This window comes from Bremerella cremea (assembly GCF_003335505.1).
Lineage (GTDB): Bacteria > Planctomycetota > Planctomycetia > Pirellulales > Pirellulaceae > Bremerella > Bremerella cremea_A.
Map to the genome: position 1 here is coordinate 77396 of NZ_QPEX01000037.1, position 17179 is coordinate 94574.

Annotated in this window: 11 protein-coding genes, 1 tRNA gene and 1 pseudogene; 8 read left to right on the forward strand and 5 right to left on the reverse strand. The window is 53.2% G+C overall.

Features of this window, described 5'->3' with window-relative positions:
- Positions 1–155: 155 nt before the first annotated feature.
- Positions 156–229 (forward strand) — tRNA-Ile (locus DTL42_RS18450).
- A 275-nt stretch (positions 230–504) separates the two neighbouring features.
- Here the strand turns inward: DTL42_RS18450 and DTL42_RS27195 are convergent.
- The 3 genes and pseudogenes from DTL42_RS27195 to DTL42_RS18465 all read right to left on the reverse strand — a co-directional run.
- Positions 505–1506, reverse strand: a pseudogene (locus tag DTL42_RS27195) (tyrosine-type recombinase/integrase); the annotation flags it as partial.
- A gap of 176 nt (positions 1507–1682) precedes the next feature.
- Positions 1683–2099: a helix-turn-helix transcriptional regulator gene (locus tag DTL42_RS18460; protein ID WP_114370710.1), complete on the reverse strand. Its 417-nt coding sequence runs from the start codon at positions 2097–2099 to the stop codon at positions 1683–1685.
- A gap of 78 nt (positions 2100–2177) precedes the next feature.
- Positions 2178–3518 (reverse strand): hypothetical protein, encoded by a 1341-nt coding sequence (locus DTL42_RS18465; protein ID WP_114370712.1) that lies wholly within the window; start codon positions 3516–3518, stop codon positions 2178–2180.
- A gap of 964 nt (positions 3519–4482) precedes the next feature.
- On the opposite strand from DTL42_RS18465, the gene DTL42_RS18475 reads away from it, so the two are divergent.
- The 5 genes from DTL42_RS18475 to DTL42_RS18495 are packed head-to-tail and all read left to right on the forward strand — an operon-like array spanning position 4483 to position 12455.
- Positions 4483–6237, forward strand: a complete 1755-nt coding sequence (locus tag DTL42_RS18475; RefSeq protein ID WP_114370716.1) for a type I restriction-modification system subunit M — start codon at positions 4483–4485, stop codon at positions 6235–6237.
- A 23-nt stretch (positions 6238–6260) separates the two neighbouring features.
- Positions 6261–7556, forward strand: coding sequence for a restriction endonuclease subunit S (locus DTL42_RS18480; RefSeq protein ID WP_199590172.1), 1296 nt, complete (start codon positions 6261–6263; stop codon positions 7554–7556).
- Complete coding sequence (locus DTL42_RS18485; RefSeq protein ID WP_114370721.1) at positions 7556–8425, forward strand: putative phage abortive infection protein; 870 nt, start codon at positions 7556–7558, stop codon at positions 8423–8425. Before DTL42_RS18480 ends, DTL42_RS18485 begins: the two co-directional genes overlap by 1 nt.
- Positions 8418–9341: a DUF5655 domain-containing protein gene (locus tag DTL42_RS18490; RefSeq protein ID WP_114370723.1), complete on the forward strand. Its 924-nt coding sequence runs from the start codon at positions 8418–8420 to the stop codon at positions 9339–9341. The genes DTL42_RS18485 and DTL42_RS18490 overlap by 8 nt, the downstream gene beginning before the upstream one ends.
- A 3-nt stretch (positions 9342–9344) precedes the next feature.
- Positions 9345–12455 carry a type I restriction endonuclease subunit R gene (locus DTL42_RS18495; RefSeq protein ID WP_114370725.1) on the forward strand — a complete coding sequence of 1037 codons (3111 nt, stop codon included), beginning with the start codon at positions 9345–9347 and terminating at the stop codon, positions 12453–12455.
- Between the two features lie 893 nt (positions 12456–13348).
- Here DTL42_RS18495 and DTL42_RS18500 read toward each other — a convergent pair.
- Both DTL42_RS18500 and DTL42_RS18505 read right to left on the reverse strand, forming a co-directional pair.
- The gene (locus DTL42_RS18500; RefSeq protein WP_114370727.1) at positions 13349–14017 is read right to left on the reverse strand and encodes a hypothetical protein; all 669 of its coding nucleotides are present in this window, start codon (positions 14015–14017) and stop codon (positions 13349–13351) included.
- A 34-nt stretch (positions 14018–14051) separates the two neighbouring features.
- Positions 14052–14399 (reverse strand): DUF4357 domain-containing protein, encoded by a 348-nt coding sequence (locus DTL42_RS18505; protein ID WP_114370729.1) that lies wholly within the window; start codon positions 14397–14399, stop codon positions 14052–14054.
- 77 nt (positions 14400–14476) lie between these two features.
- Here DTL42_RS18505 and DTL42_RS18510 point away from each other — a divergent pair, with 77 nt between their 5' ends.
- Together DTL42_RS18510 and DTL42_RS18515 are read left to right on the forward strand one after the other, a co-directional pair.
- The gene (locus DTL42_RS18510) at positions 14477–15937 is read left to right on the forward strand and encodes an HsdM family class I SAM-dependent methyltransferase (protein ID WP_114370732.1); all 1461 of its coding nucleotides are present in this window, start codon (positions 14477–14479) and stop codon (positions 15935–15937) included.
- Positions 15934–17178, forward strand: coding sequence for a restriction endonuclease subunit S (locus DTL42_RS18515; protein ID WP_114370734.1), 1245 nt, complete (start codon positions 15934–15936; stop codon positions 17176–17178). The genes DTL42_RS18510 and DTL42_RS18515 overlap by 4 nt, the downstream gene beginning before the upstream one ends.
- Position 17179 lies beyond the last annotated feature (1 nt).

The window sequence follows — 17179 nt, forward strand, 5'->3', positions numbered from 1 at the left end:
GTCTGCCTAAAGCAAATAATCAGGCAAAATTGACACATTCCGCCCCCATCTGCGATCCCAGAAAGCACCATTTTCAGCATTTCCCCCGCCCCCATCCCCCACCAGACCACTTAACACTGCCAAGAAAATCCCGTAAAACAACCATCAAAGCCTTAGGGCCAGTAGCTCAGTCGGTTAGAGCAGGGGACTCATAATCCCTTGGTCGCGGGTTCGAGTCCTGCCTGGCCTACTAGACGGGTTTTGACGTGCGTCAGAACCATCACAATTCCCGTCAACGAACGACACCCCGGGCTTGTTTTCCCGGGGTTTTTTAATGCTGTCGTGGTTTGACGGCGATTGTCGCGAATCATCCATCGGATGACGTGTGCGCGTAAATCTGCGTGCAAATGCGTCAGACTTCCCTCGGACATCTTCGGTCGGCTTTTTGCGGGCCTCATCTGTTGATCGGCTGCTCACCTGGCGGATGGCGTCGTAGTCCTCTTCCAGGGGCTGTAAGTAGTTCGTCTGGGCGACTTCCTCAGTATGTCCCAGGATGGCTCGTACGACGTGCGAGGCGTAGATCCGGCTTAATTCTGTGGCCCTAGTCGAACGCAGGTTCTGGAAGATCCTGGGCCAAGGTGTGATGCCGGCGCGTTCCAAGTAGCGGATGAAGTAGTTTCGGAGGTACTGATTAGGATTGGCCCCTTTTAGCAACTCGACAAAGATAGGCGTGTTGCCAGGCGTCTTACTCGAAAGGTCTTCCCATACCTCCAGCATGTAAGGCTCGATCTCATCGAACAACGGTACCTTTCGGACCGGCCTACCGTGTGTCGCCCCCTTCTCGTCTGGCACCATCATCACACGCTGATCGGCCACGACATCGTCCCACGTCAACAAGAGGGCCTCATTGAAGCGGAGGCCGCCCCAACGGTATAGCGAGAACAGCAAACGCCAGCGGGCATTCGGCAAAGCATCCAGAACTCGATATGCCAAAGCCGTGTCGACATGGAACATCCGAGCACGATTACCACGTTGCCCAGTTCGCATGTCCGCGAATGGGTTGTCCTTGATGAACTTCTTTCTCACTGCGAAGTTGAAGAACGACTTAGCATTGCGAAGGCGACGTTGAACCGTCTCGGCCGCAAGCCCTGGTTGCTCCTTCTCGTAGGTCTCACCCGATTTCCGCGTTTTGGAAATCTTACGTGGCGATTGCAGAAAGCTCTTGAACTCATCGGCATCCCCGGGCGTGATCGTTGTGATGTCGCAATCGGCGCCAAAGAAGTTGATCAAGCTCGTTTGCGTCTGTTTCATACTGATAATCGTACGTGGCTTGACGCTTGTCTCTTTTGATTCGAGTATGGCATTCGTCAAGCTCTGCACCGTATGTCCGGCTCTCTCCTTGGCCAAACCAGCTCTCACCAATTGCTTGAATAGTCGCTCGTCGATCTCTTCTAACCAGCGTAGTAATTCACCATCAATTGGCGTGCGATGCACCGCGGATTCAATCAGGTCATCGATGCGCAACACGGTACGCTCTGCCGTTCTCTTCAGCCGGCACGTGAAGGAGAAACGCAATCGCTTGCCTGAAATTACTGGTTCGTATCGCCAGCCGTGCTTCTTACGGCTATCGGGAATCAGTCTTGCCAATACACTATTCCTATTGATGTTTTCTAGGTAGTCGCTATCTCAGAATTGTCGTAAACTCAATTTTGTAACATCGGAGTATTTTTGATCCTTCTCGTCACCGTTACCGGAGAGAAGTCCTTACTTCCAATGGCTCTTTTTGACATTCTCTGCCTACGCTCTTCCACCTTTGTCAAAGATTCTGAGCATGGGACAGCAAATGGGTTTTCAATTGATGAAACTGAAGACATTCTATTCGCCAGCGCTGAATTCTCATCCATGAAACGCGCGATTCCCCATTGCGTTAGCGCGGGAAGATGCCAATAGCAGAATCCGCCGATTTTGAATGGCGAGGGAAATTCACCTGATTCCACCCAACGTTCCAGGGTACGCTTGCTGACACTAAAATGCTCAGCAGTCTGCTCCTTATTCAAAAAATCCTTTGGGTGGAATGCGGTACGGGTACGGTCCATTTGCTCGTCTTCTACGTTCTTCATTGCTTCTCCCTAAACAACTCTATTACAACTCACAGGTAGTTCGCCTGAATCTAAAAAACAACTTCCTATCGGCACTGATCAATTATGGTTTTCAGGGCACTTCGCTTTGACCAGGACGTTTACACCAAGTTTGGCGAACTCCTCTTCCATGACCTGTTTTGCTAATTTCGCATTTTTCTGTGTGGTGAGTATTGAGTCGTGGATCGTGAGAAAAACATCATCCGGCCGAATCTGCTGTAGTCTGCCTAGGACGCCGTGAATGACAATTTCCGCTTCCATCTGCTGCATAATTCTCGCCAGTTGGCTCTTATGTCTTTTTCTCTTTGAGATCACGAAATCGTAGATTGTGGGAAACTCGGTCTTAAATACTTCAACGATCGGTTCGTTGGGGATGTTGTAGCCGATGAAAAAGAATCGCTTGAAGAGACGTTTCTTGATTTCGTCTCGCGATAAAGTGACCCCGCGACTCACGCAGGCGTCTTGCAGAAGTTCGTAGATTTTCCCTTGCTCCCCTGCTTCGACATACCGGAGGGTATCCGCATCGGCAATACCCCTGAGAACTGGACACCGTAATGGTTCCTCGTTCTGTCTGTTGTCTTGTTTGTTCTTCCTCGACACGCCCCAAGGTGCGTTTGCGCCTATTGATTGCATGCAGAGAAGGCCCACCAAGAGCGGCTGGGAATTGGCAATGTCGAGTTCTACAAGACGACAGCCATCGACGCGCAGAAACTGGCGACAATCTCGACTAAGGTTTGTCACATTATGGTGAACTCGCTTAGTTTCCGAGGGCGAGCAATAAAAGTCGCCGCGCGCAATGCGCTCAATCGCCAAGTCGTGAGCATCATAGTTGGGCAAATCTTTGCGATGGTGCCTCAACCATTCCTTAGCTTCCGTCGCAAGGATTTCAACCTTGCGTAAGTCGTCGGAAAGCCTGCGACAAATAGGACATCGTTGACCGATTAAATTTCTTTTATCTAACGAACGTCTGATCAGACCCTGAAGACGCCTGTCACGCGGGAAATAGCGAACAAAACTCGGTTGGCTTTTGGTGATAACAGGGCCGAACCCATACTTGTAACACCTTTTTCGTCTAAGCTTCCGTAAGACGTAGACAACTCCAGCTTCTTCTAGGTCATCGAGAATACGCCGATAGTGCAGTTTGGTCAGCAATTTACGAAAATACTTAGCCTTCAGCCGTACCGTTGATGCCTGTAAGTAAGGATCGCGTTCTTGCTGCTGCATTCGACGATAAGTTAGATGGACGAAGTACCGAGCACGGTCGGCCAAGTGAACTCGGGACGGATGGAGAATCGATTCAAAATCGACGTTTTCAGGTACGAATAGAGTTGCCTCTAATTCTTTGTGTGCTCTCCGTGAGTGTGTATCCCGGTACTCCAGAACATCGTACAGGCGGAACATAACTCGACGTCCCTGGTTTCGTGTGCGGATACCGCTGCCTCGTTTTCCCCGCCAATCGTTTAGGGTTCGACGAGGAATCCCATAGTCCTGCTCAATCGACTTGGCATCTAACCAAAATTCCGTGGAGCCACTATTCGGCTCCAGCAAACTCACATCTTGCACTATTCAATATCCTGTTACTTCGATTAGCCGATCCTTCGCTAAACAGCGATTGCCTACCTCATATTCTATAGAAAAAGGTGCATCGTACCAAAATCGTCAGACGAAATATGACAGGAAATACGTTACGAAAACATCAGAACATGCTTAAGAAATAGTGTACACTAACTCTCACTAAATCGCGTGTTTTGGCCTCAAGAGGCGTTCTGGTGTCATTCGTAAAAAGTGCCTCTCTAAGTCGAGTATCTCATCGCAAGGGCTAGGCGGATTAACAAGGGCGTCAGAATCGAAGTCGCATTCGCTAAAAAGTTTTAGCAAGTTTTTTTGATCAAGATGTCATTTCATTGTTCGGTTACGTCCGCAGATGTTTGGCCTCTACGCCCGTATAAGCCCTGCGAATATCGCTAAAGCCATAGAAGCTAAGAAGAATACCGGTCCCCACGCGTAGAAATGGAACCTCACGCGTGTGCGCGAGAAGTCTTTCGCCATCGTGATGTTGGTCTCACGATGGGGCATCCGGTTCAAACAGCCCTGGGGCATGGACGGTCGAAAATCATACGAAATCGGATCCTTGTTTCGGATTGAGACGCCTCGTAACTTTTTGAGTTTTGCATGGCGTTTTCTGGTCAACATCACTCGGGTTTAGTTGATTTAGAACGCTTTCAAGCCAAATTGTGAGCGAAGCGAATTGCATCTACCCCCCCAGCAGTCACTCTGCTAAACTCCCACGTCAGACAAACTTAACCACCAGCCTGGCTTCAACTTCCGCTTGGCTGCTCTCTCTTATTCGAAATCTTCGCTCCCAATGAATCCGAACCTCTCTTCCTTTATTTGGTCCGTGGCTGATTTGCTGCGGGGTGATTACAAGCAGTCGGAGTATGGCCGCGTCATTCTCCCCTTCACCGTGCTGCGGCGGTTGGATTGTGTGTTGGAAGGGACGAAAGAGGCCGTGCTGAAAGAGTTGGCCAAACGCGAAGCGTCCGGCGTCAACCCCGAGCCCTTCTTGCTCCGCAAGGCCAAGCAGCTCTTCTACAACACGTCGCCGCTCGACCTCAAGAAGCTGATGGGAGACCAAGACAACATCTTGGAGAACCTTATCGCCTATGTCGATGCCTTCTCCCCCGCCGTGCGCGATATCTTCGAGTGTTTCGACTTCCACACCCAGGCCCAGCGTTTGGAAAAGGCGAACCTGCTGTATCTCGTTACCGAAAAATTCGCCAACATCGATCTCCATCCGGAAGTGGTCCCCAACGAGCAGATGGGGCACGTCTTCGAGGAACTGATTCGCAAGTTCGCCGAAATCTCCAACGAGACTGCAGGGGAACACTTCACCCCGCGCGAAGTGATTCGCTTGATGGTCAACCTCCTCTTCATCGAAGACGATCAGGCCCTCACCAAGCCGGGCATCGTCCGCAGCATCTACGACCCCACGGCCGGCACCGGGGGGATGCTTTCGACCGCTCAAGATCACCTGGCCGAACAAAACCCTGAGGCCCGCCTGGTGATGTATGGGCAAGAGCTCAACGCCGAGTCGTACGCCATCTGCAAGGCCGACATGCTGATCAAGGGGCAAGATGTCAGCCACATTGTGCACGGCAACACCTTGTCGGAAGATGGCCTGCCGGGGCAGCAGTTCGACTATATGCTTTCCAATCCTCCCTTCGGCGTCGAATGGAAGAAGATTCAAAAGGAAATCAAGAAAGAACACGAGCAGCAAGGCTACAACGGTCGCTTCGGTCCTGGCCTGCCGCGGGTCAGCGACGGCTCGCTGCTGTTCCTGCTGCACCTTATCTCCAAAATGCGGCCAGCCCAGGATGGGGGCAGCCGGTTTGGCATCGTACTGAATGGGTCTCCCCTGTTCACCGGTGGGGCAGGCAGTGGCGAAAGCGAGATCCGCCGCTACGTGCTGGAAAACGACCTGTTGGAAGCGATCATCGGGCTGCCGACCGATATGTTTTACAACACCGGCATCAGCACCTACGTCTGGATTGTCACCAACCGCAAGCCGCAGCATCGCCAAGGGAAGGTCCAACTGATCGACGCCAGCGGCATGTGGCAGAAGATGCGGAAGAGCCTGGGGAGCAAGCGGAAGGAGCTTTCCGACGACCATATCGACGAGATCACCCGCCTGTTCGGCAAAGCGCAGCCGCACAGCACCAAGGACGCCGACGGGCACACCATCCCTATCAGCCGCATCTTCAAGAACGAAGAGTTCGGCTACCACACCATCACCGTCGAACGCCCCGAGCGGGACGAGGCGGGCAACGTCGTGAAGGAAACCCGCGGCAAAAAGAAAGGCCAGCCGAAGCCAGACACCAGCCTCCGCGATACCGAAGAAGTCCCCCTGGGTCAAGACATCGAAGCCTACTTCCAGCGGGAAGTCCTACCCCATGTGCCCGATGCCTGGATCGACGAAGAAAAGACCAAAATCGGCTACGAAATCCCCTTCAACCGCCACTTCTACGTCTTCAAGCCACCGCGAGAACTGGCCGAGATTGACGCGGAGTTGAAAGAGGTGACCGACCGAATTGTGAAGATGATTGGGGGGCTTTCGCAGTGAGTTTGAAGAAGTATCCTATATATGTGTCCAGCGATTCTTGGCAGGGAGATGTACCGTCTCATTGGCGAAAAACCTCATTAAAATACCTGGGAGAGTATCAAAACGGTTACGCATTCAAACCAACGGACTGGGGTGAGATTGGTCGTCCAATTATTAGGATCGCCCAACTAACGAGCGATGCTGCCCCGAATCTGTTTGCTGGAAAACTCGATGAGAAATTGAAAGTTGAAGATGGCGACCTCCTCTTTTCATGGTCTGCTACGATTGACACTTATATTTGGAGTTCGGGGCCCAGTTGGCTCAATCAGCACATCTTCAAAGTCACGCCATCCGCTGACGCAAATAAGAAATTTCTATTCTATTTGATTAAGCACGTAGCACCAAAGCTCGCCGATGTAGATGCGCACGGGAGCACAATGAGACATATCAAGAAGGAAGATCTTGGGGAACGCGTTTACGTACCAGATATCGAAGAACAAGAAGCCATCGCCAAGTTCCTCGATGCCGAGACCTCGAAGATCGACGCGTTGGTGGCCGAGCAGCGGCGGCTGATTGAGCTGCTCGCCGAAAAGCGTCAGGCGGTCATCAGCCACGCCGTCACCAAAGGCCTCGACCCCCACGTGCGGATGAAACCCTCCGGGATCGAATGGCTGGGGGATGTGCCTGAGCATTGGGAGGTGAAGAAGATCAAACATTCCGTACTTTCAATAGAACAAGGGTGGAGCCCTCAATGTGAAAATGACCCAGTGGATTCGGAGAAACAATGGGGAGTTTTAAAGGTAGGGTGTGTCAATTACGGCAAGTTTAATGCAGATGAAAATAAGGCTCTGCCAACTGATCTTGAGGCGAAGCCTGAGTTGTCAATCGTTCAAGGCGACTTGTTGATATCGAGGGCCAATACAATCGAACTCGTCGGCAGTGCTGCCGTGGCGGAGCGAGATTATCCAAACCTAATGTTGTGCGATAAACTCTATCGCTTGCGTCTAAACTTAAATGTTCTGTTACCTCAGTTTCTTTGCCACTTTTTGACCTCCGAACTGGCTAGAGAACCGATCGAACTCGGCGCCTCGGGCGCTAGTCCATCTATGAAGAATATCGCCCAATCAGTAATTACAGATCTGTATTTCGCTGCCCCAGATATCGCAGAGCAGCGCAGGATCCTCGATTCACTGGGATCAACGCTATCGGAGTTAGACCACTTAGCATTACAAGTGGATCAGTCGATAGCCCTCCTCCAAGAACGCCGCACCGCCCTCATCTCGGCAGCCGTAACTGGCAAGATTGACGTTCGTGAATTTGCTAGTGAGGAGACGGTCTGATGACCAGTGATCAACTGAATGATCAGAATCGCGATCACGAACCGGACTGGTTCAAATATGGATGGCAGATCTCGTTAGTGGTTATCGCTGCATTCGTAATTCTTGCCGGCCTGCAGTTTACCATGATAGCGACTGTTCAATGGCTCTTTGAGAGAGATGATATAACCGCGTTTGGTATCTCTGGGGATTTCTTCGGTGCCATCAATGCCCTTTTCTCTGCCTTGGCGTTTGCAGCCATCATCATCACGTTGTGGATGCAAAAGTACGAGTTATCTCAACAACGTGAAGAATTGGAGATGACACGCGGAGTGATGGTGCAACAGCAGCAGGAGATGAGGGAGCAAAACGAATTGCTTGGGAAGCAGCGATTTGAAACGACTTTTTTTCGGATGCTTGAGTTACATGGCCAAGTTGTTGAGACTCTACGGACAACTGACAATGCAAATTTTGGGCGTTCCGTTGTTGACGATATGGTTGAGTCAATACTCCGATTTGTTTACGCCAACGAAGGTGATCCAGGCCTAACAGTTGAATCAAGCATCAGTGCTTATGAACAGTGGTACCAACGCAATGAATCAGCAATTGGGCATTACTTTCGGACCCTCTACAACATTTTGAGCTTTGTCTCTGACCAGCAGATTAAAGACGAGAAAACATACACACGATTAGTTCGTGCCCAGTTATCCAGTAGCGAACTTCAATTGTTAATGTTCAATGCCCTGGGGAGACGAGGGCGAGATAAATTCAAGCCACTTATTGAGAAGTACACGATTCTAAAACATCTACCTCAGGACGATATACTCGATCTTCTTCGCCCAGAATTCAAACCTACTGCGTTTGAAAGTATGGACAACAGTTCAAATGAGTGACATCAAACTATTCCGCACCGATGGCCAGCACGTGACGCAGTTGGAAGGGCAATCGGTGGCCCTCGAAAAGTCGCTACAGACACTGATCGAGCGGCACCTGGATGTGTTTTTGGGGGTTAGCTTTCTGGCCTCGGAGTACTCGACCGGCAAGACGCACGGCGGGCGGATCGATACGCTAGGGATCGACGAAAACGGCTGCCCCTGCATCATCGAATACAAACGGGCCAGCAACGAAAACGTGATCAACCAAGGGCTGTTCTACCTAGACTGGCTGCTGGACCACAAAGGAGAGTTCGAACTGCTGGTCCTGAAGACCCTGGGAGCCACGGAGGCCGACAGCATCGAATGGTCCGGGCCACGGCTGTTGTGCATCGCCGGCAGCTTCACCAAGTACGACAGCCACGCCGTCCAGCAAATCAACCGCAACATCGAGCTCATCCGCTACCTCCGCTTCGGCGAAGAGTTTTTGTTGTTGGACATGGTCAACGCAGTGCAGGCAACCGGTTCAATTGAGGACGAGGTGGTTATCGCGCCCGGCAAGCCAAAGGCCAAGACCCGCGATAAGATGGTCAGCGAACAACTGGCTGACGCTTCGACCGATCTTTTGGACCTGTATGAACAGTTGAAAGCGACCTGCCTCAGCTTCGGCGACGATGTACAAGTCAAGGTATTGAAGCTATACGTCGCATTCAAACGCCTGAAGAACTTCGTGACGGTCGACGGGCGAGCAGCCTCAGGGATGCTCAACCTATACGTGAAGGTCGACCCACAGACCGTAGACCTGGAAGAAGGCTTCACCCGCGACGTCACCAACATCGGACACTGGGGTACAGGTGACCTGGAAATCGTACTGAGAAACCAAGACGACCTGGCTAAAGCCCTACCCCTTTTGCAGGCCAGTTATGAAGGATCGTAGCTCATGAACCTCCATACCGAAATCAAACTCGAAGACGAGATCTGCGAACACCTGGCCGCAAGCGGTTGGCTGTACGAGGCCAAGGACGCGGCTGGGTACGATCGGCAGTTGGCCCTCTTTCCGGCGGATGTTATCGCGTGGGTGAAGCAGACGCAGCCGGAGGCGTGGGAGCGGTTAGAGAAGAACCACGGCGCTGCGGCGGAAGCGAACTTGCTAAAACGCCTGCGGGGGGCACTCGACCAAAGCGGGACGCTCGATGTGCTGCGGTTTGGGTTCGATGTGCTGGGGTTATCGCAGCCGCTGAAGATGGCCCAGTTCAAGCCGGCCCTGGCAATGAACCCCGACATTGTGAAGCGGTTCGAGGCGAATCGCCTGCGGGTGGTGCGCCAGGTGAGGTACTCGCTGAGCAATGAGAACAGCATCGACCTGGTGTTGTTCTTAAATGGTATCCCGATCGCGACGGCGGAACTGAAGACCGACAACACGCAGAGCCTGGAAGATGCGGTTTATCAGTATAAGAAAGACCGCGACCCGGCCCCCAAAGGAAAGCCAGCGGAACCGCTACTGAAGTTCCCTTCTGGGGCGCTGGTTCATTTTGCCGTGAGCAGCAGCCGCGTGAAGATGACCACCAAGCTGGACGGCCTGAAGACTTTCTTCCTGCCTTTCGATCTGGGAGACGACGGCGGCGCTGGCAACCCGCTGAACCCCCAGGGGCACCGCACGGCGTACCTGTGGGAAGAGGTTTGGCAGCGAGATAGCCTGTTGGAGATTCTAGGCCGTTACATGGTGGCCGAGCTTGATAAGAAGAAGCAGATCGCCAAGTTGATCTTTCCGCGCTACCACCAGTTGGCTGTGACGCGGAAGCTGAAAGAAGCCGTGCTGGAAGAAGGCCCTGGGCACAAGTACCTGATTCAGCACTCGGCGGGCTCAGGCAAGACGAACTCGATCGCGTGGAGTGCCCACTTCCTGGCCGACCTGCACGATGCGGACAACCGGAAGGTGTTTGACACGGTGATTGTGGTTTCTGATCGGAAGGTGATCGACGGGCAACTGCAAGACGTGATCGACAGCTTCGAGCGTACCAAAGGAATTGTGGCGACGATCAAAGGAGACAAGGGAAGCAAGAGCGGCGAACTGGCCGAAGCGCTCTCGGGTAGCAAGAAGGTGGTGGTCTGTACCATCCAGACGTTCCCTTTCGCCCTGGAAGAGGTCCGCCGGCTCTCGGCTTCGGAAGGGAAACGTTTTGCGGTGATCGCCGACGAAGCCCACAGCAGCCAAACGGGCGAGGCAGCCTCGAAGCTGAAGCAGGTTCTCTCTGCTGAGGAACAGCAGGAAATGGAAGATACCGGCACGATCAGCAGCGAAGACGTGTTGGCCGCCGAGATGGCATCGCGGGCCAGTGATAAGGGGATCACTTACGTGGCCTTCACCGCGACCCCCAAAGCGAAAACGTTGGAGCTGTTCGGCCGCTTGCCTGATCCGACTAAGCCAGGCGGCGAAGGGAACCTACCGCAGCCGTTTCATGTTTATTCAATGCAGCAGGCGATCGAAGAAGGCTTTATTCTCGATGTGCTGAAGAACTACACGTCGTACAAGGTCGCCTTCAAGCTGGCCAACGCCGGCAAAGAGTTCGCCGATTCCGAAGTCGAACGCAGCACAGCCACCCGCGAGCTAATGAACTGGGTGCGGCTCCATCCGCACAATATCTCGCAGAAGGTCCAGATCGTGGTAGAGCACTTCCGCGAGACGGTTCAACCACTGCTCGGCGGCAAGGCCAAAGCCATGGTCGTGGTCGGAAGCCGTGTGGAAGCGGTCCGCTGGCAACTGGCCATCAACCGCTACATCCAAGAGCAAGGCTACCCTCTGCGGACACTGGTGGCGTTCTCGGGCGAAGTCGACGATAAAGACTCGGCCCCCGAACCACTGAAAGAAAATAGTTCTCTGCTAAACCCAGACCTCAACGGCCGCGATATTCGTGAAGCGTTCAAGGAAGACATCTACCAGATATTGTTGGTGGCCAGCAAGTTTCAAACCGGCTTCGATCAGCCGCTGCTGTGTGGCATGTACATCGACAAACGCCTGGCCGGCATTCAAGCAGTGCAGACTCTTTCGCGGTTGAATCGCTGCTACCCCGGCAAAGAGGATACATTCATCCTCGATTTCGTGAACGAGCCCGACGAGATCCTGGCGGCGTTTAAGACGTACTACACCACCGCCGAGCTCTCTGGCGTGACCGACCCGGAGTTGATTCTGACCTTGCGGGCCAAATTGGATGCGCTCGGATACTACGACGAGTACGAGATCCAGCGCGTGGTGAAAGTGGTCCTCGACCCCAAGGCGAAGCAGAAACAGTTAGAAGCGGCCATTACGCCGGTCGCCGATCGCTTACTGAAGCGGTTTAGCGCGGCCAAGGAAGCCTATAAACAGGCCACCGAAGCGAAGGACGAAAAGGCCGCCGAAGAAGCCAAGGACACGATGGAAGCGTTGATGATGTTCCGTGGCGACATTGGCACCTACGTCCGGGCCTACACGTTCCTTTCGCAGATCTTTGATTACGGCAACACCGACTTCGAGAAGCGGGCCATCTTCTTCAAGCAGTTGGTTAGGCTTCTGAAATTCGGCCGCGAGCGCGAAGGGGTCGACCTGTCCGAAGTCACAATGACCCACCACCGGCTATGGAACAAGGGAAAGAGAAGCTTAGGGCTTTCAGCTCATGACGCACCGAAGCTAGACCCACTCACCGAAGCGGGCAGTGGATCGGTTCAAGAGAAAGAAAAGGCCCTGCTGAGTGAGATCATTGAAAAGTTGAATGACCTTTTCGGCGCTGACACGACCGACGGGGACCAACTTTCCTACGCCAATACCGTCGCCGAGAAGGCCCTGGAATCGGAGACCTTACAGAAGCAGGCCGCCAACAACTCGAAAGAGCAATTCGCCAACTCGCCTGACCTGGGCTCCGAGATTATGGAAGCGATCATGGAAAGTATGGAGGTTCAAGAGGAGTTGAGCAAACGAGCGCTGGGCTCCCCAGCCATCCAAGCTGGGCTGCAGCGGATCTTGCTGGAAAAGCTAGGGCTGTATGAAAAGCTGCGGGAACGGGCCAAGGCGGGATAGCTGATCGAACGTCAACATTGCTATTTGAGCTCACTCTTCGTGCAATCCGCGGCGACGCGTTTGGGGCTCCTTTCTCGATCTAACTTAGAATTACATTGAATTGCCTAAAATCGTTTGAGGTTTCAGCCGAACCAATGGGTGAACGACGCTATAGAAAATTCGATCGTGATGGGGTTCACTCTTTTGGTGAGGTCGTTATCTTCCTGGGAAGCTTACCCGACCGGCGAAAAAGGAACCCAGTAAAAACCTTGGTTGGCGTTGGATGCTGAAATCCAGGCAACGCGACGGTAGTATGATCCGTCATAGCGACTGCGTCCTGGTCCTATTTGGCATAGTTACATAATAAGGCATCCACCCGGACTGATTGCAAAGTCCGACGCAACAAGTCACCCCATCACACTCACTTGGCATTAGAGAAGGCTTTCTTCTTTTCTTTTATGTAGCCAAGAGGAAGTCGCTACGCACTGACATTTGCTAAATAGGGATTAAGTTCGATGCTCGCCGCGTATGTTTTAACCAGGGAGGCCAGGCCAGTTATTAGCTTTGCTGGAGCAGATTCAGATCGCAAGGTAACGTGGTTCACGACTCCACCATGACAAAGATTAGTCACTCTGCCAGGCTGAAGGTGACTCTTGGCTGGAACACTGCTTGGCGAGATCTAGCAACTCACGAAGGTGATTATTTGAGAGCTGAGGAATCAGAGAGAGGAGTTCCTCGACCACGGCGCTCATGGGAGCGGATGAAGGCTGCACTGCGCGTAAATCTGCGTCAAAAGCGTTCTCGATTTGCACTAAGTCCTGAATAGAAAGCAGGTTACTCGAATCACTTAAAGTCCTGCCTGGCCTACTTTTCTGTCTTGCGTAAACTCGCTGGATTTTGCTTCGCCCCGTAATTTAGGGGCTTTGTTTTGTTCTGGGGTCAAACTTCGACGAGTCGTTGCGAGACCCCGCGTGCACTGACTGCGCCGGATTCTGCGCCGCTTTCTTGGCCGGCTCATCGGTGCGTTTCAGGGCCTTAGCAAAGTGGTCGTCGGTCACCTGCCAATAGTGATTCCGGGCCACTTTCACGCTATGACCAATCCAGGCCGTCGCCACGTGCTCGGGGTACTCGTCGGCGAGCTCGGTCGCCCGACTGGCCCGCATGTTCTGGAAGAGCTTCTCCCAGGGCTGTACACTCGCCTTTCTCAGAATGCGTAAGAACTGAGTCCGTAAATTGGCATTGGAGTCCCGATATCGATTGATCAGGTGCTTCTGGCCATCGTCCAGCAGTTCGCATCCGTCTTGCTGGTACGGTTCCAACTCCGGGAAGATTGGGATGATTCGATAAGCCTTGCCGGCGTGGTGCTCGGCATACGCGGTCTTTTTGATCGCTTCGGCGAGCGTTGGCAGTTCGCGGTAGAAGGTCAAGACCTTGTCGGCCGATGGTTGGCAGCGTTTCCGATAGTCCCGTACGATCGCAGAATAGCTATCGAGCTGTGCTTCGTTGTCTCCCGGACCGCAGCCGCCCTTCTTCTTTCGAGCTGGCTTGCAGATGTCATTCGGTTTTGTGGGACGTCTGGTCATCGGAATCGTAGCTCATCGAACGGCTGAAAAAGTCCTAATCGTTTCCCTCGTCTGCTGCGTCTCGGTGAACTTCGCTTAACGTTGCTCCTGACTTATCTTTCCATTCCGTCCAACCGTTGGCACTAGCCCCCAGAACTACCTGGGCTGCGGCGCTGGGGGATGGGAACAGGTAGTCCTGCAAATAGACATAAACGCCGTCCCGCTCTTCGATCACGCCAGAATCGAGCAGACGCTGTCGATTCGATTTGACCGAATCGGGCGCCGACGGCGTCAACTCAATCCGCGACTTGCTCCCCTCTCGGACAACAAACCCATCTTCCACCAGTTCCCCCGAGCCATCGCACCCGCAAACTCGGCAACAGCGGAATAACTTCGCAATCATTGCGGATCGATGCGAAGTCCCGCTAAAATAGCAAGCTTTTCCTACTCTCGCTACCGCCTAAGGGACCCCACTTCAGGATGATCACCGGGACCGTTAAATCACAAGTCGATAAAATCTGGAACGCCTTTTGGTCAGGCGGGATCTCCAACGGGCTGACCGTGATCGAGCAGGTTACCTATCTGCTGTTTGCTCGGCGGTTGGACGAGCTTCAGTTGAACAAGGAGAACCAGGCTAATCTCACCGGCGAGCCGATCGAAGATCCGATCTTCACGAAGAAGCAGCAGCGTTTGCGGTGGTCGCAGTTCAAGGACCTGGACCCGGAAACGAAGTACACCCTCTTTCGGGACGAAGTCTTTCCCTTTATCAAGTCGCTCAACAGCCGCGACGATAGCGCCTACGCCAAGTTCATGAAGGATGCCGTCTTTGTCATTCCTTCGCCGTCGCTGCTGGACCGGGTGGTCGACATGCTCGACGCCATCCCCATGGAAGACCGCGACACGAAGGGGGATTTGTACGAGTACCTGCTGTCGAACCTTCAGCACCAGGGACGCAATGGACAGTTTCGTACGCCGCGGCATATCATCAAGATGATTGTCGAATTGGTCGATCCGCAGCCGACCGATATCATCGCCGACCCAGCCAGCGGGACGTGTGGGTTTCTGGTGGCTGCTGGCGAGTACCTCCGCGAACATCACGCCAAGCTGTTCCACAATAAGAAGCAGAAAGAGCATTTCCGCAGCGGCATGTTCCACGGTATGGACTTCGATGCCTCGATGCTGCGGATCGGGGCGATGAATCTGATGCTGCACGGGGTCGAGAACCCTGACATCAAAGATCTCGATGCCTTGTCGCAGGATGGGGCCGAGATTCGCGATCGTTACACCATCGTCCTGGCCAATCCGCCCTTCAAGGGTTCGCTCAATTACGAAGAGGTCGCCAAAGATCTACTTCAGGTTGCCAAGACGAAGAAGACCGAACTGTTGTTCGTCGCCTTGTTCCTGGCCCAACTGAAGACCGGCGGGCGGTGTGCCTGTATCGTGCCGGACGGGGTACTGTTTGGCAGCAGCAAGGCGCATAAGGATCTGCGGCAGGAACTGGTCGAAGGGCAAAAGCTCGACGGCGTGATCAGCATGCCCAGCGGGGTGTTCAAGCCGTACGCCGGGGTCTCGACCGCCGTGCTGATCTTCACCAAGACCAACTCGGGCGGGACCGATCACGTCTGGTTTTACGACATGGACGCCGACGGTTTCAGCCTAGATGACAAGCGTGATCCGGTCGACCAGAACGACATCCCCGACGTGGTTGCCCGTTGGAAGAAGAAAGACCCCAAACAGGACACCAACCGCCAGGCCAAAGCGTTCTTCGTCCCCAAGCAGGAGATCGTCGACGCCAAGTACGACCTATCGATCAACCGCTACAAGGAAGTCGCCTACGAGGAAGTCGAGTACGACCCGCCCGAGGTGATTCTGGATGAGTTGGAGCAGTTGGAAGCGGAGATTGTTGGTGATTTGAAGACGCTGCGGGGTATGTTGGGATGAAATTACCTGCCGGTTGGACAAGATCAACGCTGGGCGATTTGTGCCGAACGAAGCCCAATAACGGAATCTTCCGAAAGAACGCGGAATATGAATCTAACGGCGAAGGTATGCCCGTCGTTTGGGTTAAAGAATTGTTTCGAGGAAATCAGATCGATGTAGAAGGTTCGCGTCGCGTCAAGGCAACGGCACAGGAGGTGAATAAGTATGGCCTCAAATATGGTGATGTCCTGTTCTGTCGGTCTTCTCTAAACGTAGATGGAATTGCGTTCAATAACGTCTATCTGGGAGATGATGACAAAGCTCTTTTTGAATGCCACTTGATTCGCGTTTCACCTGATCTTGCGCGAGTGTTTCCGCCTTACTTGAATTTGCTGTTGAGGAGCCCTAGCCTTCGAGCAATTGCAATTAGCAATGCCAACACCGCTACGATGACAACGATCGACCAGGCTGCTCTTTGTCGAATTGAAGTCGACCTCCCCCCTCTCCCCGAGCAGCGCCGGATTGCCGCCATTCTCGATCAGGCGGATGCCATCCGGCGGAAACGGCAGAAGGCGATCGAGCTGACCGAGAAGTTCCTGAAGTCAGCCTTCCTGGAGATGTTCGGGGATCCGGTGACGAATCCGAAGGGATGGAAAACAGTCAACCTGGATAGCATCGCCGATATTCAATCCGGCGTTACCAAGGGGCGGCGGTTCAATGGGAAAGAGACCGTGCACGTTCCGTACATGCGAGTCGCCAACGTGCAGGATGGTCGAATCGTACTTGATGAAGTCAAAGAGATTGAAGTGCTTCCGTCGGACGTTGAAAAGTATCTACTCCAGAAGGGAGATGTACTTTTAACGGAAGGTGGAGACTTCGATAAACTTGGGCGTGGTGCTGTATGGCATGCAGAAATTGCGAATTGCATTCATCAAAATCATATCTTTCGCGTAAGGCCTCGCGATGGGGTAATTTCGCCCGAGTACGCAAGCGCTTTAATCGGAAGCGGATATGGAAAGCGCTACTTTCTGCGAGCAGCCAAGCAAACTACGGGGATCGCGACTATCAATAAAGGGCAACTCGTGGAGTTTCCTGTGCTTTTACCTCCGTACAAGAAGCAACTTGAATACGAAGAACTCGTTGAAACTTACAGAGCTTTAGTTTCACGTAGCGAGCACACCGCGAAAGTTGAACACAACCTTTTCAACTCCCTAGTCCAACGCGCCTTCCGCGGAGAACTCTCCCCCGTCGAGGTCCCCTGAT

Excerpts from the sequence above, each read along its gene's own strand:
- DTL42_RS18460 (WP_114370710.1), bottom strand. The coding sequence starts at position 2,099 with ATGAAGAACGTAGAAGACGAGCAAATGGACCGTACCCGTACCGCATTC.
- DTL42_RS18465 (WP_114370712.1), bottom strand. The coding sequence starts at position 3,518 with ATGTTCCGCCTGTACGATGTTCTGGAGTACCGGGATACACACTCACGG.
- DTL42_RS18475 (WP_114370716.1), top strand. The coding sequence starts at position 4,483 with ATGAATCCGAACCTCTCTTCCTTTATTTGGTCCGTGGCTGATTTGCTG.
- DTL42_RS18485 (WP_114370721.1), top strand. The coding sequence starts at position 7,556 with ATGACCAGTGATCAACTGAATGATCAGAATCGCGATCACGAACCGGAC.
- DTL42_RS18490 (WP_114370723.1), top strand. The coding sequence starts at position 8,418 with ATGAGTGACATCAAACTATTCCGCACCGATGGCCAGCACGTGACGCAG.
- DTL42_RS18495 (WP_114370725.1), top strand. The coding sequence starts at position 9,345 with ATGAACCTCCATACCGAAATCAAACTCGAAGACGAGATCTGCGAACAC.
- DTL42_RS18500 (WP_114370727.1), bottom strand. The coding sequence starts at position 14,017 with ATGACCAGACGTCCCACAAAACCGAATGACATCTGCAAGCCAGCTCGA.
- DTL42_RS18505 (WP_114370729.1), bottom strand. The coding sequence starts at position 14,399 with ATGATTGCGAAGTTATTCCGCTGTTGCCGAGTTTGCGGGTGCGATGGC.
- DTL42_RS18510 (WP_114370732.1), top strand. The coding sequence starts at position 14,477 with ATGATCACCGGGACCGTTAAATCACAAGTCGATAAAATCTGGAACGCC.
- DTL42_RS18515 (WP_114370734.1), top strand. The coding sequence starts at position 15,934 with ATGAAATTACCTGCCGGTTGGACAAGATCAACGCTGGGCGATTTGTGC.